Annotated in this window: 13 protein-coding genes and 1 tRNA gene; 7 read left to right on the plus strand and 7 right to left on the minus strand. The window is 40.4% G+C overall.

What is annotated here, in order from left to right; genetic code table 11:
• Positions 1 to 120: 120 nt before the first annotated feature.
• Both AC1MCB_RS11850 and uvrA read right to left on the minus strand, forming a co-directional pair.
• The gene (locus AC1MCB_RS11850; protein ID WP_479964932.1) at positions 121 to 567 is read right to left on the minus strand and encodes an RrF2 family transcriptional regulator; all 447 of its coding nucleotides are present in this window, start codon (positions 565 to 567) and stop codon (positions 121 to 123) included.
• A gap of 112 nt (positions 568 to 679) precedes the next feature.
• Complete coding sequence (gene uvrA / locus AC1MCB_RS11855) at positions 680 to 3,484, minus strand: excinuclease ABC subunit UvrA (protein WP_479964933.1); 2,805 nt, start codon at positions 3,482 to 3,484, stop codon at positions 680 to 682.
• Between the two features lie 241 nt (positions 3,485 to 3,725).
• Here uvrA and AC1MCB_RS11860 point away from each other — a divergent pair, with 241 nt between their 5' ends.
• The 4 genes from AC1MCB_RS11860 to recA all read left to right on the plus strand — a co-directional run bounded on the left by AC1MCB_RS11860 (position 3,726) and on the right by recA (position 6,588).
• Positions 3,726 to 4,310: an RNA polymerase sigma factor gene (locus AC1MCB_RS11860; protein WP_479968737.1), complete on the plus strand. Its 585-nt coding sequence runs from the start codon at positions 3,726 to 3,728 to the stop codon at positions 4,308 to 4,310.
• A gap of 104 nt (positions 4,311 to 4,414) precedes the next feature.
• A complete protein-coding gene (locus AC1MCB_RS11865) occupies positions 4,415 to 4,606 on the plus strand; it encodes a hypothetical protein (RefSeq protein WP_479964934.1) in 192 nt (63 codons plus the stop codon).
• Positions 4,607 to 4,699: 93 nt separating this feature from the next.
• The gene (gene nth, locus AC1MCB_RS11870; protein WP_479964935.1) at positions 4,700 to 5,455 is read left to right on the plus strand and encodes an endonuclease III; all 756 of its coding nucleotides are present in this window, start codon (positions 4,700 to 4,702) and stop codon (positions 5,453 to 5,455) included.
• A 122-nt stretch (positions 5,456 to 5,577) separates the two neighbouring features.
• Positions 5,578 to 6,588, plus strand: a complete 1,011-nt coding sequence (recA, locus tag AC1MCB_RS11875; RefSeq protein WP_479964936.1) for a recombinase RecA — start codon at positions 5,578 to 5,580, stop codon at positions 6,586 to 6,588.
• 391 nt (positions 6,589 to 6,979) lie between these two features.
• Here recA and tsaD read toward each other — a convergent pair whose 3' ends face one another.
• On the minus strand, positions 6,980 to 7,981 hold the full coding sequence (gene tsaD / locus AC1MCB_RS11880) for a tRNA (adenosine(37)-N6)-threonylcarbamoyltransferase complex transferase subunit TsaD (RefSeq protein ID WP_479964937.1): 1,002 nt from the start codon (positions 7,979 to 7,981) through the stop codon (positions 6,980 to 6,982).
• A gap of 80 nt (positions 7,982 to 8,061) precedes the next feature.
• Here tsaD and AC1MCB_RS11885 point away from each other — a divergent pair, with 80 nt between their 5' ends.
• Positions 8,062 to 12,465, plus strand: a complete 4,404-nt coding sequence (locus AC1MCB_RS11885; protein WP_479964938.1) for a translocation/assembly module TamB domain-containing protein — start codon at positions 8,062 to 8,064, stop codon at positions 12,463 to 12,465.
• A gap of 4 nt (positions 12,466 to 12,469) precedes the next feature.
• On the opposite strand, the gene AC1MCB_RS11890 is transcribed toward AC1MCB_RS11885, so the two are convergent.
• From AC1MCB_RS11890 to AC1MCB_RS11900, 3 genes are all read right to left on the minus strand, one after another.
• Positions 12,470 to 13,675, minus strand: coding sequence for a bifunctional 3,4-dihydroxy-2-butanone-4-phosphate synthase/GTP cyclohydrolase II (locus tag AC1MCB_RS11890; RefSeq protein ID WP_479964939.1), 1,206 nt, complete (start codon positions 13,673 to 13,675; stop codon positions 12,470 to 12,472).
• 157 nt (positions 13,676 to 13,832) lie between these two features.
• Positions 13,833 to 15,320 (minus strand): LptF/LptG family permease, encoded by a 1,488-nt coding sequence (locus tag AC1MCB_RS11895; protein WP_479964940.1) that lies wholly within the window; start codon positions 15,318 to 15,320, stop codon positions 13,833 to 13,835.
• A 24-nt stretch (positions 15,321 to 15,344) separates the two neighbouring features.
• Positions 15,345 to 15,725 carry an START-like domain-containing protein gene (locus AC1MCB_RS11900; protein ID WP_479968738.1) on the minus strand — a complete coding sequence of 127 codons (381 nt, stop codon included), beginning with the start codon at positions 15,723 to 15,725 and terminating at the stop codon, positions 15,345 to 15,347.
• Positions 15,726 to 15,825: 100 nt separating this feature from the next.
• Here AC1MCB_RS11900 and AC1MCB_RS11905 point away from each other — a divergent pair.
• A tRNA-Met gene (locus AC1MCB_RS11905) sits at positions 15,826 to 15,899 on the plus strand.
• A 343-nt stretch (positions 15,900 to 16,242) separates the two neighbouring features.
• Positions 16,243 to 16,908, plus strand: a complete 666-nt coding sequence (locus AC1MCB_RS11910) for a DUF2652 domain-containing protein (RefSeq protein ID WP_479964941.1) — start codon at positions 16,243 to 16,245, stop codon at positions 16,906 to 16,908.
• Here the strand turns inward: AC1MCB_RS11910 and AC1MCB_RS11915 are convergent.
• Positions 16,889 to 18,073: a Pycsar system effector family protein gene (locus tag AC1MCB_RS11915; RefSeq protein ID WP_479964942.1), complete on the minus strand. Its 1,185-nt coding sequence runs from the start codon at positions 18,071 to 18,073 to the stop codon at positions 16,889 to 16,891. The two genes, AC1MCB_RS11910 and AC1MCB_RS11915, sit on opposite strands and share 20 nt — an antisense overlap.
• Positions 18,074 to 18,167: the final 94 nt, after the last annotated feature.

Raw genomic sequence — 18,167 nt, forward strand, 5'->3', positions numbered from 1 at the left:
GGGTGCATAATATTGCAACACATTTGCATGTTCAGACAGATCAGATATGGTTTGCTAAAATTCACGGTTCAAATATAGAGAATGTATATAGAAGTAGTAGTCATTATTTTCAAAAAAAAACTAAATGCCCTTTTCAGAGCTTAAAAGAGCGTTTTCACGCGCAATCACATCTGCAATACTCGTTTCCGCGAGAATTTTTAATGAAGCATCTCTAACGTCTGCAAACACATCTCTGATTCCACAGCTGCCCTCGTCTATACATTCTTCACATCGCTGGTAAAAGTTCAGACTTACACAGGGTAAGAGTGCTATTGGTCCGCCCGTTATACGAAGTACCTGGACCAGGAAAATTTCTTTGGGATCTTTAACCAATTTATAGCCGCCGCCCGCTCCTTTTTTGCTGTATAGCAGTCCCGCATTGCGGAGGTCAAGCAGGATCTGCTCTAGAAATTTTTTAGGAATACTCCCCTCAGACGCTATCCGGGATATTTGCATCGGTTCCTGGCCAAAGTTCTTGCCCATAATAACAAGAGCCCTAATTGCATAACGCGTCTTTTTCGAAAGCATTTTCTTTTAATATCCTTTAAGTGATCTAATCTAATACGTCTACATTGGTTGCGCGCACGCAGTATTTGTTTCCCCCCTCTATGAGTTTTTTTCAACGCTGCGTCAGCTAATATCACACTTGTATTCGTTGACTCAAAAATTTACCGGTATAAGAATTCGATTCGTCTACCAGACTCTCCGGGGTTCCCTCAAAAACAATCATTCCACCCTTATCGCCGCCTTCCGGCCCAATATCAATAACCCAGTCCGCACTTTTTATCACGTCCATATTGTGTTCGATAACAATGATAGTGTTTCCCTGCTCTATTAATGCATTAAATGATTTTAGCAGTTTCTTAATATCATGGAAATGGAGTCCTGTTGTTGGCTCATCGAAAATGAAAAGAGTTTTATTGCTGTTATTTCCTTTAATAAGGAATGATGCCAGTTTAATCCGCTGTGCCTCGCCTCCTGAAAGAGTATTTGAAGATTGGCCTAAATGCACATAACCTAACCCAACGTCAACCAAAGGCTGTAGCTTGCTAATGATCTTCGGTTCAGATTCAAAGAACTCCAAAGCTTCATCAATGGTCATCTCCAACACTTCCGACACATTTTTGTCCCGGTAGGTAATATCTAAAACATGCTGCTTAAACCTCTTTCCGTTACAGGCTTCGCACGGCAGAAAAATATCCGCCATAAACTGCATCTCAATTTTAACCTCTCCCTCGCCCTGGCAAACATCGCAACGTCCGCCTTCTACATTGAAAGAAAACGCAGCTGGTTTTAAACCTGTGGATTTTGCTAAGCCCTGACCAGCATAAAGATTCCGGATCTCATCCCACGCCTTAACATACGTTACCGGATTTGAACGAGATGAGCGACCAATGGGATTCTGATCTACAATCTCTACCTGTTCGATCTTATTGAAATCACCATCAATACTATCATATGAACCTGTCTGTTCACCCGAATAATTACCGATCGCTTTCTGAACAGCAGGCTGTAAAATACGTTTCACTAACGATGTTTTACCTGATCCGGAAACGCCCGTAACCACGGTTAACACATTTAACGGAAATTTGACATTAACGTCTTTCAGGTTATTTTCTCTGGCACCGCGGATCTCAATGAAATCGTTCCATTTTCGACGCTGCGATGGTATATCAATGTTAGTTTCTCCACTAAGGTAACGACCTGTTAAGCTGTTCTTATCAAGTAGTATTTCATTAAAGGTCCCCGTAAATACCAAATTACCCCCATGCGTACCTGCCTCCGGTCCGATATCGATAATATGATCAGCAGCATGCATGATCTCTTCCTCATGTTCAACCACAATAACCGTATTTCCCACATCACGCAATGATTTTAAAACGCCAATCAGTCTATGAGTATCACGGGGATGCAGGCCAATACTAGGCTCATCAAGCACATATATAGAACCTACCAGTGAACTGCCCAACGATGTGGCCAAATTTATCCGTTGCGATTCACCGCCTGAAAGAGTATTTGATAATCGGTTAAGCGTTAAATAACTTAAGCCCACATCATTAAGGAATTGTATCCTATTATTTATCTCAAGTAATAAACGCTTGCTGATCTTTTGCTGAACACCGTCTAACTCTAAGTTGATAAAGAACTGCAGCGCTTTATCCAGCGGCATCAACACAATATCAGTAATAGACTTCTCCGCAATCTTAACATACGAGGCATCCTTGCGCAGGCGACTTCCCATACACTCCGGACAGGTTGTTTTCCCGCGATAGCGCGACAACATTACCCGATATTGTATCTTATATGTTTGAGTTTCCAGTTCTTTAAAGAACTCGTTAAGACCTCCAAAATATTTGTTTCCGGTCCAAAGCAACTTTTTCTGTTCCGGGGTTAGTTGATTATAGGAACGATGAATTGGAAAATCAAACTTCAAGGCACTCCTCACCAACTTATCGAGCCACTCTCGCATCTTTTCACCTCGCCACGGAGCAATTGCCCCGTCGTAAACCGATTTGCTCTTATCCGGTATAACCAGATCCTCATCTATACCTATGATCTTGCCATAACCTTCACAAAGTTTGCAGGCACCATAGGGATTATTGAAACTGAAAAAGTTCGCATTAGGTTCTTCAAAACGAATACCGTCAAGCTCAAAGCGGTCGCAAAACAGATGTACAGTTCCACTTTCTTCAAGCAAACAATCGCCCTTGCCTTCAAAAAATGCGGTTTGAACCGAATCTGCGACTCTGCTTAGAGTTTCATCATCATTGGCGACCACTATGCGATCAATAACAATTTTCACTTTGGTCTCATCCTCCAGTTTTTGACTGATGATGGATTGATCTTCGAGCACATCTTCAATTTTAGACAAAGCCCCATCAATTTGCACCCTGGTAAATCCTTTTTGTAAAAGCACAGCAAGCTCCTCTTTTAAGGAACGGTTATTATGTGGATACAACGGACAGAGAACAGTCACCGTCGATTCTTCCGGAAGCCCCGAGATAAAGTTGACAACATCCGTTACAGTATCTTTCTTAACTTCCTTACCGGAAACCGGCGAATACGTTTTACCGATCCTGGAAAACAGAAGCTTCAGGTAATCGTAAATTTCGGTAGAGGTGCCCACCGTTGATCGCGGATTGCTGGTGATCACCTTTTGTTCGATGGCAATAGCCGGCGCTATACCCTTAATATAGTCAACATCAGGCTTATTCATTCGCCCCATGAATTGGCGTGCATATGATGAAAGGCTCTCTACATACCGACGTTGTCCCTCGGCATAAAGGGTATCAAAAGCAAGTGATGATTTACCTGAGCCGGACATGCCGGTAATAACTACTAACTTGTTTTTGGGGATCGCAACGTCAATATTTTTAAGATTGTGAACCCTCGCACCTTTGATTATTATATATTTTCGGGGATCTTTCTCCTCTTCCTTACCCATGTATCAAATGTAAACTTGCTGAAAAATCGTTTTAAAAATAATTGTTGTAACTTGGTTTTACAAAAATACGCCTATATGATCTTATATCGATGATTTAAGAAATTTTCTTTGAAATGGGGAAAAATTTTGGTTCTTTTGAGGCGAATTAGAAAATATACACCTTAATTACAGGAGATTAACTATAGCAAAAACTCTACATAGAACACTTATAAATTTAGGGGAAATTTAAAGTATGAGTACTATGAAAATGCAACTGGAGAGCGATCAGGATCTGATCCATCAATATATTTTGGGACAAGAGTCGTGCCTGGAAGAATTGATTCGCCGCTATAAATCCAAAATATACACATCCATATATCTGCTGGTGAAAGACACATATTTAGCAGAGGATATCTTTCAAGACACTTTTATAAAAGTGATCAATACACTCAAAGCCGGAAAATACAATGAAGAAGGTAAGTTCTTACCTTGGGTCATGCGTATTGCCCATAATTTGGTAATTGATTACTTCCGACGCGAAAAGCGGACGCCTGTTGTGACTAATGTTGACGGATTTGACATCTTTGAAGTGCTTCAATTCAATGAAGAGAGCATGGAAGATAGAATGGTCCGCGAACAGACACATAGTGATTTGAAAGGTTTGATACATCTTTTGCCGTCAGAGCAGAAAGAAGTTTTAATAATGCGCCACTACGGTGAATTGAGTTTTAAAGAAATAGCAGATATTACCGGAGTAAGCATTAACACTGCCTTAGGACGCATGAGGTACGCCTTAAATAATCTGCGTAAGATGATAATGAGTAAAGAGTTAAGTTTAAAAAATTAAAAGAAGGGCTTTTTTAAATAAAGTTTCGCAGTATTAAAATATTGTGAAAACAAAAGCGTTTTGATTTTAATTATTAATAATATAATTTACTACTCGAAATGCTTATGATTAAAACCTCTACAAAAAGAACTAACTCTTTATCTAAAGAAATGGTTACACCGGGCGAAGTCGCTAATGAACTTGGCGAAGAAGAGCTTGCCTTTTATGATTGTATCAAAAAAGACCTGACTAAACTAGAAGTATCACCAAAACCGTCGGTGATCAATAGAATCCTGCTGTACTCCAAAACTTTATAAAGAATTCGAATCTAAAATTCCTCAGAATGAGGGATTTTAGATTTTATAACGCTTTCGATTCAAAATGGTCAGCCTTTAAGCTATTTTTGCCTAATGCTTAAGAAGGACCGTTATAAAGCTTTTGTCGACTATTTCTCCACTCATCAGCCCGAAGCTGAGACTGAACTCGTATATTCAAATCCCTATCAATTACTGGTAGCTGTAATTCTCTCAGCTCAATGCACCGATAAAAGGATTAATCAGATCACACCAAAATTTTTTGACCGGTTCCCTGATGTTTTCAGTCTTTCACTGGGAACCCAGGAGGAAATTTTTGAGCTCATCAGAAGTGTAAGTTATCCGAACAATAAAGCGAAACACCTTGCAGGAATGGCACGCATGCTGGTAAAGGACTTTAATGGTGAAATACCCTCTGATATAGACGAGCTTCAAAAGCTCCCCGGCGTGGGCCGTAAAACGGCGAATGTAATAGCCTCCGTTATTTACAATGCCCCTGCCATGGCTGTGGATACGCATGTTTTCAGGGTGGCCAACCGAATCGGTTTAACGCGTAATGCCACTACGCCACTTGCGGTTGAAAAACAACTGGTGGCCCATCTTCCCCAGGACATGATCTACATTGCACATCACTGGCTTATTTTACACGGACGCTATATCTGCGTCGCCCGTAGTCCGAAATGCAATATATGCCCCCTGACCAACTTTTGCCGTTATTACGAGCAACTTCAGACTATTTCTGGCGTCAAAAGGATCGATGCTGAGAAAAGAAGAAAGGCACGTATCCTTCAGGAGAGTAAAAGTCGAAAAGAATTAATAACGGCCCTAAAGAAGATGGAAGTACCGGAATAAAGCCCCATTAATGGTAAATTTATTAATAACTTCATAAGGTGAAAAAATACAATTAATAAATGATAAAAAAATTAGTATTTTTGAAGCCTTCCCATTAGAAAGAACGTAATTAAACTAAAATAATGAGCAATACAGATAAATTAAAAGCCCTACAGTTAACGCTTGATAAACTTGAGAAATCATACGGTAAAGGCACAATAATGAAATTAGGAGATACAGCTATTGAAGCGATCGAATGTATCTCAACCGGTTCACTTGGTCTTGATATCGCGTTAGGTATTGGTGGTTTGCCGAAGGGACGTGTTATTGAAATTTACGGGCCGGAATCTTCAGGTAAAACCACACTCGCCATTCATGCTATTGCAGAAGCTCAGAAAAAAGGTGGAATTGCGGCTTTTATCGATGCTGAACATGCTTTTGATAAATACTATGCAAAGAAATTGGGTGTTGATGTTGAGAATTTACTCATCTCTCAACCCGATAACGGTGAGCAGGCACTTGAAATCGCCGATAACCTGATCCGGTCCGGAGCAATTGACATAATTGTTATCGACTCCGTTGCTGCCCTTGTACCAAAGGCAGAGATTGAAGGTGAGATGGGAGATTCTAAAATGGGACTTCAGGCTCGTTTGATGTCACAGGCTTTACGTAAGCTTACCGGCACTATATCCAAAACCGGATGTTGCTGTATTTTTATCAATCAGCTCCGTGAAAAAATCGGCGTTATGTTCGGTAACCCTGAGACCACAACGGGTGGTAACGCATTAAAATTCTATGCGTCCGTTCGTCTTGATATCCGTCGTATTTCCCAGATCAAAGAATCTGATGAAGTTTCAGGTAACCGCGTTAAAGTAAAAATCGTAAAAAACAAAGTAGCACCGCCTTTCCGCATTGCCGAGTTTGATATTATGTTCGGACAAGGAATATCCAAAGCTGGCGAAATCATCGACTTAGGTGTAGAGTATGAGATCATTAAGAAATCCGGCTCATGGTTCAGTTACGGTGATACCAAGTTAGGCCAGGGGCGCGACGGAGTAAAACAGATCCTTTTAGACAATCCTGATCTGATGGACGAATTGGAAGCAAAAATCAGAGCAATAGTAACCGGCGATCTATTAGAAGAAAAGGTATAAACGATTACAACTTATTACATATTAAAGAGACCGTCTTCAAAAAAGGCGGTCTCTTTTTTTTGCCAGATACATCCGATGCATGGCTACTTGTCTCGCTCCCAACATTAACTTTAGAGTCTAAAGAAGTGACTAAAAAAATCTGCGATCAAAACCGGCTAATACCTAAGAGCAGGATAACAATAGACTAGCAGGGTGCTAACCATAAGATAACTATATTTTGATCTTAGGATGATACTGTTATCATACTGTTTGCATACTGTTATCACATGGTTATTCACAAGTCAAGAAAGCCTTTTTAAAGCAGAATTTACGGTGTAAATAAGGTGGTATGTAATCGCCTGCTGCAGCAGAAAACATTAATGAAATAAAGGAATTTTTACTTTATTAATTTTTAAAAAGGCATGCGGGATAATGGAGCAATATCCTGGCTTGCAAAATCCTTTTTCAAAAATTTATAGTAACCGGCAATGGCAATCATTGCGGCGTTATCGGTGCAGTACTGAAATTCAGGGATGAAAATGTTCCAGTTGTTTTCATCTGCGGCTCGCTGCAGGGCATTGCGCAATCCGGAATTAGCAGATACGCCTCCTGCAATAGCTACGTCTTTGATGTGATGGAGTTGGGCTGCTTTCTTTAACTTATTGATCAGGATAGTCACAATCCTTTGCTGAACCGATGCACAGATATCTGCCATGTTTCGGTTTATGAATTCGCTGTCTTCTTTGAGCCGGTCTCTCACAAAATACAGAATGGAAGTCTTCAGGCCACTAAAGCTGAAATCAAGATCAGCGATTTGGGGCTCCGGAAATTTAAAAGCATCAGGATTTCCGGTTTGAGCATAGCGGTCGATCAGGGGTCCTCCCGGATAAGGCAGTCCAAGAATTTTTGCAGTTTTGTCAAAAGCTTCTCCGGCGGCGTCATCTAAGGTCTGACCAATTACTTCCATCTCGAAGTAATCTTTAACTAAAACAATCTGAGTGTGCCCACCTGATACGGTTAAGCATAAGAACGGAAAATTGGGCTTCCTTTCATCAATAAAATGGGCTAAAATATGCGCCTGCATATGGTTAACTTCAATTAATGGCAGGTTATTTGCCAATGCAAAAGCCTTGGCGAAGGAGGTACCAACTAAAAGTGAACCTAACAAGCCAGGACCGCGGGTAAAAGCTACCGCATCAATCTCATTTTTGTGTATTTTAGCGATCGAAATTGATTCATGAACAGCCGGTATTATATTCTGCTGGTGTACTCTTGAAGCGAGTTCGGGTACTACGCCTCCGTAATGTTGGTGCACTACCTGGTTGGCAATAACATTTGAATAAATTTTTCCGTTGATACATATCGCCGAAGAGGTGTCATCGCAGGAAGATTCTATGCCGAGGATTATAGCCAAAACTGAATGATGATTATTTGTTTGTTGTTGATTTAAAGCACAAAACTATCAAAAAACTACTTAAAATAAGCTTGTGGGTTTTGGCCACTGTACTTTTGTTACTTGCGGCCTTTATTTTCTCGCTTCAATTTAAGCCGGTGCAAACTTATGTCGCTAAAAAAGCAGCAAAATACCTTTCCAATGAGCTAAAAACGAGAGTTGAAGTAGAGAGTCTGTATATAAAGCCTTTTAAGTCACTCGTTCTGGAAGGCTTGTATATTGAAGATCTGGAAAAAGATACCCTGATCTATTCCCCGAAATTTACCGTCGATATTGATTATTTCTCCCTTAAAGAAAGAGTAATCGACATTAATACTGCTCAGATGGATAATGGTAAATTCTATCTGAAGCAGTACAAGGATACAACGACCAACCTTGAATTTATTATCAATTACTTCGATACCGGCACCACCACGCCAAAGAAAAAACCGCGTAAAGCCTACAATGTCACGTTTCAAAAAATAGTATTGAATAACATCGCTTTGAAATATAAAAACTTCAATGTGGATACTGTTATAAAGGGAATTAATTTTAACGATGTTGGTCTGAGAAGTTTAAATGCGACTATTATTGGTTTAGATACAAAAAAGCATCTAGTCGCTGCAGATTTCCGCAATGTGAGTTTTCGTGAAAAAAGTGGCTTCTATCTGAAGAACTTAAATACTCAGGCGACCATCGATACAAATCAGATGGAATTTAAGAATCTGTTGTTGGAAACGTCTAACACGCGAGTATCTGATTACTTATTATTGAAGTATGGTGGGTTTAAGGATTTCGGTCAATTTATCAGCAAGGTTTATATAAAAGCACACCTGGTAAATGCACGGATATACTCTCCCGACATCGCATATTTCGTCCCCAACATACAGAACTCAAATTTGGATATCAGGGCGGACGGTAATTTAAGCGGCTATGTAAATAACCTGAAGGCGAGGCAGCTTGCTGTACGTGCGGGGAAAGCGACTTACCTGAAGGGGAATTTCAACATCAAGGGACTGCCAAATTTTAGCCAAACCTTGCTTGACCTGGATTTCACTCAGGTATCTACCAACAAGAAGGATGTCGATTATATTATTGCGCAGGCAACGGGTAAAAAGAAGATTTTAACCCCTCCGATCCTTCAGAAGTTCGGTAATATCAATTTTAAGGGCCGCTTTACGGGTTTCACAAATAACTTCATTGCTTACGGGGAATTTAAGACTGCAATGGGACGAGTTATTTCCGATATGCAAATGAAGATTCCGGCAAAGGGAGTTCCGACTTACAGCGGTCTGGTTAAAGCGTATGACTTCAACCTGGGGGAATTGCTCAATCAAAATACACTTGGCCGAACTACGCTTGTCGCTAACGTTTCTGGAAAAGGCTTCACCTTAAAGAATTTAAACGAGAAGATTAAAGGCGATATAAATTATTTTGATTTTAAAGGATATCGCTACACCAATATTAAAGTTAACGGAAGCCTGATCAATAATCTCTTTGATGGGCGAGTCAATGTCAACGACCGGAATATAAAACTTGAATTTGACGGCGGGGTGAATTTTAATCCGAAGTTGCCTGTGTTTAATTTCAATGCAGTGCTGAGGGGCGCTAACTTACATGCCCTGCACCTAGTAAAAGATACCGTGCAAATTGATGCTGACTTCAACACGAACTTTACGGGTAATAACCTCGATAACATCCAGGGGAATTTTGATATCCGGAGTATCCGTTTGACTAATTCTGAATATTCATTTGTTGTTGATTCGCTAGCCCTTTCGGCAATTGGAATCGGCAAAAGTCGTGAGTTGAAAATTAATTCGGATATTTTGGACGCGAGCATAAAGGGAGAGTATGACCTGAACACGCTTCCGTCCTACTTTAAATCTGTCGCTAAGACTTATATTCCTTCCCTGGCAATCAGCTATGTCAAGCCCGGGCCTCAGAACTTTGAATTTAGCCTGCAGCTAAAATATTTTGAGCCAATCAGCCTGTTGTTTCTTCCAGCGGTGAAAATTCCTGACGGTGCCAGTTTTACCGGTTTGTTCAATTCAACCCAAAACATTGCAAACCTCAACGGTTTCGCCCCACTGATCACTTACAACAAGGTCAAGATAAATAACTTCATTTTTGACCAGACCACTACAGCGAAGGCACTTAGTGTTTTTATCACTTCAGACCGTATTGACGTCACCGATAGCTTGTACATCCAGAACATTAACATCGCTAATATTCTAAAAAATGATAGCCTAAATCTTAACGTCAAACTTTCTGACAAAGATGCTGTCAATCAACTCGATTTAAACGGCTTGATTGAATTCCGCAACAACGCAGACTCAGCAGCAACCTTAAGTTTACTGCCATCCGATGTGATCATTAACCGGGAGATCTGGAGAATCCAGGAACAAGTCAGGTTTGGATTTGAAAACGGTAAACTACTGGTAAACAATTTTGAGCTTTTCAGAGATAACCAGCTGCTCACAATTAATGGCATAATTTCTAAAGATCCTAAAGATGAACTATTAATTGGGTTTGAAAAATTTAAGCTAACCACTTTCAATCCCCTTACTGTTCCCTTAGGAGTTAACCTGCGCGGCGAACTAAATGGCGATGCCAAAGTATCCGCTTTTGGAAAGTCGCCAAGCGTTGAAGCGGCCTTAACCATTGACACACTTAATTTTAACAATATTCCAATTGGTGATCTTACTCTCGCTGCCGGTCTTGACAACGTAACAAAGCTGATCAATGTGAAGATGGATATCATGAACCAGGGACAAAAAACTCTTGATATCCTGGGTACCTACAACGCCAATAGTGAGAAGGAAAATTTGGATATGGATGTAAGGATGAAGGATAATGAAGTCATCATTTTTCAGCCTTTCTTAAGAAAATTAGTATCTAATTTAAAGGGCCGTGTATCGGCTGATTTGAAGGTGACGGGTCAGTTAACCAGCCCGAGGATTAACGGCGAGCTGGAGCTTACAGATGCCGGCATGACCGTCAACTACCTTAAAACACCTTATCTCATTAATGATAAAGTGACCGTCGAAAATAGTGTTATCAGATTATCAAACCTGATTCTTAAGGATATCAGGAACAATGAGGCTATAGCTAACGGTACGGTGGATATGAGAACACCTAATAATCCCGACATTCAGATTACCGTGGTGGCTAGAAACTTCATGGCCCTGAATACCACGGCAAGAGATAATCCATTATATTATGGACTAGCTTACGGCACCGGTGTTTTTAGGTTTAACGGTCCGACCGACAACATGAGAATTAATATCGATGCAAGCACTGAAGAAGGCACCGTATTTAATATCCCATTGAATTCATCTGAGACTGTGGGGGAGAATGATTTTATAACTTTTGTTGCCAAAGACACTGCCCTTAGAGTAGAAAAAACCACTTCTTTTAATGGTTTAACCATGAACTTCGAACTTCGGGTGGATGAGAAAACCGAGGTAAATATTTTCACTGATCTGGGGAAATTAACAGGGCGCGGCAATACGAACCTGGACATGAGAATTTCAAGTTTGGGAGACTTTGAGATGTTTGGTGATTTTCAGATCTCTGAAGGAGAGTTTGCCTTTACTGCGCAGGATTTTATCAACAAAATATTTGAATTGAATCAAGGCGGCTCTATCCGATGGACGGGAAACCCGACTGAAGCGGCGCTGAATTTAAGTGCGGTTTACCAGGTTCGTACCAGTTTAAAACCGCTCTACATAGCTGCGGGCAGGCCGCCTATTGATCAACGAGCGCTGGCAGAGGCGGTAATGAACCTAAGTGGCTCTCTTCTTCGTCCCTCTATCTCCTTTAACCTGAATTTCCCTGATGACACACGTGTTAAAGATGAGCTGCAAAGCTATTTGAGTAATGTGGATAACACCAACCAGCAGGCGTTGAGTCTTATTGTAAGAAGAAGCTTTGCTGAAGGATCTGGTGCTAACCTGGACTTTGCGACATCCACTGTGTTAAGTGCCGGTACAGAATTACTATTTAACAATTTCAACACGGTGTTGACGCAAAGCTTGAACCTGAATTTTGTTGATTTCAATATACGGTCTTTAAATGAAGCTAGTGCTTCATTCAGATTGCTGGACGGACGGCTAGTCGTAACCGGTGGCGTAACCGACAGGCGGAGCGGGGTAGATGAGTTTGACGTGATCGGTTCGTCTGTTGCTCGTGACGTAGAAGCTCTATACCTAATTAATAAAGACGGGAGTTTGGTGTTGCGTGCATCCAATAAATTAAATAACAGAAACTTCCTTACGTTAACAACTGGGGATGAATACGTAAGTGCACTGGGACTTGTTTACCGGCAGGAATTTGATAACATGGGCGAATTCCTAAGAATGCTGATTAGCCGAAACCGGAAAGAGGAGCGCAAAAAAAAGGAGAACTCTAAAAGTTCTCCTACACAAGCGGTTAAACCAAAGCCAACCGAAACGGAAGAAAAATAACCGATTAGCTATTTTTCATGATGGTGTGCCCCATCTTATCGCGTTTAGTTTTGAGGTAAAGCTCATTATGTTGATTTGATTCAATCTCTATTGGAATATTACCGGCCACTTCTAATCCATAACCGATTAAGCCTGCCCTTTTAGTGGGATTATTCGACATCAGAAGCATTTTCTTAACTCCCAGGTTTCTGAGCATCTGGGCACCTACCCCATAGTCGCGCAAGTCCATTTTAAATCCGAGCTGTAAGTTCGCATCTACCGTATCCAAGCCGTTTTCCTGAAGGTTGTATGCATGTAGTTTATTAATCAAACCAATGCCCCGGCCTTCCTGATTCATGTAAATTATAATGCCTTTACCTGCTTCCTCAATCATTTGCATAGCCTTATGTAACTGGGGGCCGCAATCACAACGACAGGAGCCGAAAATATCCCCGGTAATGCATGAACTGTGTACCCGCACTAAAACCGGCTCGTCCGGTTCCCAACTGCCCTTTACAAGCGCCAGATGCTGATCGCCAGTGTTCAGTTGTGTATAAGCCACCATTTCAAAGTCTCCGAAATCGGTAGGAAGCTTTACGGATACTTCCTTTTTAATTAAGGTCTCAGTACTTAATCGGTAAGAGATTAGGTCTTCAATGGAGATAATTTTCAGATCAAACTGCTTGGCGATGATCATCAAATCCGGTAAACGGGCCATCTCCCCGTCTTCATTCATAATCTCAACTATTACTCCTGCGGGTTCAAAACCTGCAAGTCTGGCCAAATCCACTGCCGCTTCGGTATGCCCGGCCCTGCGTAAAACACCACCCTTTTTAGCACGCAATGGGAAAATATGGCCAGGGCGGCCAAGCTCTTCAGCTTTAGTTTCAGGATCACATAGAGCCAGAATTGTTTTGGACCGATCAGAAGCGGAGATTCCCGTAGTACAACCATGACCGATGAGATCTACAGAAACCGTAAAATTTGTTTCATGAGTGGCTGTGTTGTTGCCAACCATCAGCTCAAGACGTAATTCGTCACAACGCTCTTCAGTAAGTGGAGCGCAAATTAAACCACGTCCATGACGGGCCATAAAGTTTATTATTTCGGGAGTGGCATTTTGTGCAGCGGTGAGGAAGTCACCTTCATTTTCTCTATCCTCATCATCTACTACAATAATAATTTTGCCTGCTTTTATGTCAGCAATGGCTTCTTCTATAGAATTAAACATATTCAGGAATGCATTTTATTGAAACCGGTATACGGCAGGGTTACTGTTGCTTCATCGGAAGTATTACCGCAGCGAAACAACCATATAATTCGCTTAAAGTAAGCTCACAAAGTTAACTATTTTGTTTGGTACTGCATTTGAATCATTCAGAAAGGCGTCAGGAAATTTCAGTAACGGCGGACGTTTTAGGCGAAGCAGCCTTATCTTTACCTTCACTCCTGGCCGGAAGCAGCTTCTTGAACCACTGTTTATAAAAGTCAAGATCGAAAAGCGCTGAATCAACAGTCGCTTTGTAAGTTAAAAATATGGCGAGAGGAGTCAGTACTATGATAGACATCCATATACCCAGTGCAGGATCCAGCGATCCCTGCTTAACTGACTTTTCGCCTACAGTTGAGATAATATGATACACAAGGAAAAATAACACAGACATAACCACAGGCAGGCCCAGCCCTCCCCGCCGGATGATTGCGCCTAAAGGAGCCCCGACAAAGAATAATAACAGGCAGGAAATCGAAAGGGTAAACTTTTTGTGATATTCGATCAAAAACCCGCGTACCCGGCTATATGTATCTTTATTAAATGTTTCTTTCTCATTTAACACATCCCTCAATGAATTAATCTGGCTCCTGGCATTTTGAACAGCTGTCATTCTGCTACTGGGTGAAAACAACTCTAGAACACTATTGTAAGGCTTCAGCGGAGCATAATTCTTTCGCGAGGAACTATTCGGATTGACCGTTGCCGGAGGATTGTAGTAGCCCTTTATAGTCTTATAAACTGTTTTACTGTTGCTGTCAATTTTAACTTTAAAGGAGTCACGGTATACTGCTAACTGCCTTAGGTTAAGCATTGCATAATTCGATTTGAATAAGTTTTCATCAGTTCGCTGCATCTTAAAGGTAGAAAGATCAAACTTCTGTTCAGTCTCTTCAAATTTAAACCGAGTTAAACGTTCCCTCGGATCATAGGTTTTGGCATCTCCCTGACTTTCTTCATAACGTTTACCATGCTTCAATTTCAACACCAGGGTCTGGTCATCATCTGTTCTAAACATCCGGCCTTCTTTGGCAACCAGTACATTCGTATTTCCACTACTATTGGTATTGTGGTCGTAGATAATAATATCGTGCAGGGTTTGACCGTCATCCCCCTTTTTCTTAACACGCATAGAATATCCGGTAATGCTATTATTAAAAACCCCTTCGTCAATTAAAAAGGAGGCCTTCTGATTTCTTACATCATATAACAGTGAGCCCATCTTTAAATTGGCAACTGGCAACATGTAGTCTGAGAATAAAAAAGCGGCCACGCTTATCATGCTGATAACCACTACCAGAGGCATCATAGCACGCTGCAGGGAGATACCGGCAGACTTAATAGCGACTAGCTCATAGTTTTCACCAAGGCTGCCAAAGGTCATGATGGAGGAGAGAAGAATAGCGAGCGGCAGGGCCATAGCTACGTTTGTAGCTGAAGCATATAGTAATAGCTCGAGAATAACGTACCATTCAAAGCCTTTACCTATCAGATCATCGATGTATTTGAATAAAAATAGCATCAACAAAATGAACATGACTATGAAAAAGGTTACTATAAAAGGCCGTAGAAAGGCCTTTAAGACCAAGAGGTAAACTTTTTTCACATACAAAAATAGGGAAATTAAACCCTAAGCACCCAATACGCTGATTAAATATTGTATTTGATTGTCCCAGATAAGGCTGCGGTCCTGGATGGTATCTTCTGTAGCGAAGTCCGTGATTGAAAGAGCAACATCGTTAGTTAGTTCATCCTGAAGAATCTCCATTTCGAAATAGCAATGAGGTTCATCATCAAGCCATTTGAATTTAACCAGTTTGTTTTCCTTGATAGAAAGCAATTTGGCTTTTTGTTGTTCTCCATCCCATGTAAAAGTATATACCTGGTCACGATAGGTCACATCGTCTGCGAACCATTGCGCTAAGCCATTGGGCTCATTCAAGAAACCGAATAATATCTTAGGCGACGAATTAACTTCGTATTCCAGATTAAACTTCTTCTTTTCTAACATTAGGGATGATTTCATTTCTTTGAGCAAATTTTTAACATTTGTTTCTAAAGAAAAGTAAATTCCGCTATATTTGCAACTCTCTTTAAAAAAGTAAGTATTTGGCGGGGTAGCTCAGATGGTTAGAGCGCAGGATTCATAACCCTGAGGTCGGCAGTTCGATCCTGCTCCCCGCTACTAAAGCCCCTAATAGGGGCTTTTTTATTAATCCTCAATTTAACATTTTTTACCGCATTAAAGGAAAGTTGGACTAATATTTAAAAAACTGCAAAGATCAGCATCTATCTATCCAGCATTTAGGTGCTTTCTTCCGCGGCAAATAAAATTTATGCAGCATGGAGAGCTGATTTGCCTAATTGGCTCAAATAGTATATCCTGATGGTAACTAGTATAGCAACTAGCTGGCACTTTAATTATTATAAATAGATTTAACATTTTTACAGCATAAAAACTGAATATCAAAACTATATTTTGGCAAACACCTTTTATGTATTTAGATTAGGGAAATTTGAAATTGAATATGAAGAATAAAGACGGCCTAACACCCGTGTTCTTTTGTGTGCCTGATATAACTGGTTTTACAAAGTTTATTGCTACATCAGACATCCATTTTACTAAAGAAGTTATCCCCGCTCTTCTTCGTAAGTTAATTGAAGCCAACATTATTAATATGAATGTTGGAGAAATAGAAGGAGATGCAATCTTCTTTTATAAAACTGGCCGACTACCTTCTGTTAACCGTGTTGCAGATCAGTGTAAACATCTCTACAAAACATTTTCTGATTTCCTGGATAATCTTCAACGAAACGATCCGGATAATTTTAATAAGTATCTAGCCGACAACCAGCTAGGACTTAAAATAATAATCCATCACGGTAATATTAGCCTGGCCAATATTAAGGGGCGCATTAAACTATTAGGTGAAGACGTGATTATAGCCCATAAGCTCCTGAAAAACAATATCAATGAACTAAATTATATTCTCCTCACGGAAAAATACCTGGCTAAAGTAAAGAACAGGCAAAAACTCGAGCAATGGTTCCATTGGGAAGAACTACACTCCGGCTTTGAAGAATACGATTATATAGGCGAGGTTCCTTACCGATATATAACGCTGGATGAAATGCCTTTTATGGGTGATATTGAACTTATGAGTGGTTTAAAGGCTAGTACGAAAATATCATAATAACGATAAAACCGACAGCGCAAGTGATCATACCACCCATGAAAATATTGTATGACCAACTTAAAAAACGGTACTTTTTGACTAAAACACTCCCCAGGTGGTAAATATCAACCGACATATTATCGTATAACTCCTCCTTATCAGCTTTCAATAGCTTAAGCTGATCTACAAACTCTTTAATTCCAAGTTGTGCGAAGTTTCCGAAAAACAAGATGCTGCTTTCTTTTTTCGTGAGTTCATATTTCTCCTTTGTAGTAACATTTGGCCTTGCAGACAAGATTGCAAATACCACAGCAAGCAAACTTGTTAGTAATAGAAAAGCCATAGGAAACACAAAACGAATACTTCCTACCTCATCTCCGGTGGAGAATGTAAATCCGGTTCCAAAAAGAGTTATCACCAATGAGATAATGATCGTGTTAATGCTGATCATAATGTTAGCCTTATTATCTGCTATCGACGTAAGGTTAATATGATAATCGTAGACGGAACGATACAGCGTTTCAATTCCTCTGCCCTCCTTCTTTGGCTTTTCTGAAACTTCCTCGCTGCCACTGGTTTCCTTTTCCATAAGCTTCTCCACTTTCACTCGCTGCTTACGTATGTTAATCTCTCGCTGTTCGTTGTAAGTGGATATAGCTTCTTCAGTTTTAAAAGTAGTTTCAATAAGGAACTGCAACTGAGCATGTGCCCATTCCTTCTCAGTATATTTTTTCTGAATAATACGCTCCCACTCTATTCGCAGCAGATCTGCCCGGTGGTTGAACTTTTTAGTTCCAATATTAATATAATCGGCATCCTGTATGATCTCCTGTAAGGATCCATCCGGCTTAACACCATGTTTAGTGGCAAGAATAAGTGACTCAATCTCTGCTATATCTGCATCCGGATAATTTCCTTCGAGGTACGCCCTCATGATTCGTACACTAGCTTCCTCATGATCCACATACGTTTCAGTATAACCTGCGTCGTGAAACCATGCTGCAAGCATTAATATTTCATAGTCACGGCTCGTTAAATTATATGAACTGGAAAGCTTTTTGCATGCTTTTACCGTATCTAATGTATGCGTGTAAGTGTGGTACACATAATCTGGCGACAGTTTCTCTTTAAATAAATTAAATACGTATTGCGAAACGTCCTTGACCATGGGATTACTTTTCATAAATCTTTTGTAATTATGACTTAATTATTAAAAACTGTGCCACCTTTAAATTTACAACTACTCTGGTATGATTATGGTAAATAAGCCTAAAAAT

This window comes from Daejeonella sp. AP26, assembly GCF_056680515.1.

Excerpts from the sequence above, each read along its gene's own strand:
- AC1MCB_RS11850 (WP_479964932.1), bottom strand. The coding sequence starts at position 567 with ATGCTTTCGAAAAAGACGCGTTATGCAATTAGGGCTCTTGTTATTATG.
- uvrA (WP_479964933.1), bottom strand. The coding sequence starts at position 3,484 with ATGGGTAAGGAAGAGGAGAAAGATCCCCGAAAATATATAATAATCAAA.
- AC1MCB_RS11860 (WP_479968737.1), top strand. The coding sequence starts at position 3,726 with ATGAAAATGCAACTGGAGAGCGATCAGGATCTGATCCATCAATATATT.
- AC1MCB_RS11865 (WP_479964934.1), top strand. The coding sequence starts at position 4,415 with ATGATTAAAACCTCTACAAAAAGAACTAACTCTTTATCTAAAGAAATG.
- nth (WP_479964935.1), top strand. The coding sequence starts at position 4,700 with ATGCTTAAGAAGGACCGTTATAAAGCTTTTGTCGACTATTTCTCCACT.
- recA (WP_479964936.1), top strand. The coding sequence starts at position 5,578 with ATGAGCAATACAGATAAATTAAAAGCCCTACAGTTAACGCTTGATAAA.
- AC1MCB_RS11890 (WP_479964939.1), bottom strand. The coding sequence starts at position 13,675 with ATGTTTAATTCTATAGAAGAAGCCATTGCTGACATAAAAGCAGGCAAA.
- AC1MCB_RS11900 (WP_479968738.1), bottom strand. The coding sequence starts at position 15,725 with ATGTTAGAAAAGAAGAAGTTTAATCTGGAATACGAAGTTAATTCGTCG.
- AC1MCB_RS11910 (WP_479964941.1), top strand. The coding sequence starts at position 16,243 with ATGAAGAATAAAGACGGCCTAACACCCGTGTTCTTTTGTGTGCCTGAT.
- AC1MCB_RS11915 (WP_479964942.1), bottom strand. The coding sequence starts at position 18,073 with ATGAAAAGTAATCCCATGGTCAAGGACGTTTCGCAATACGTATTTAAT.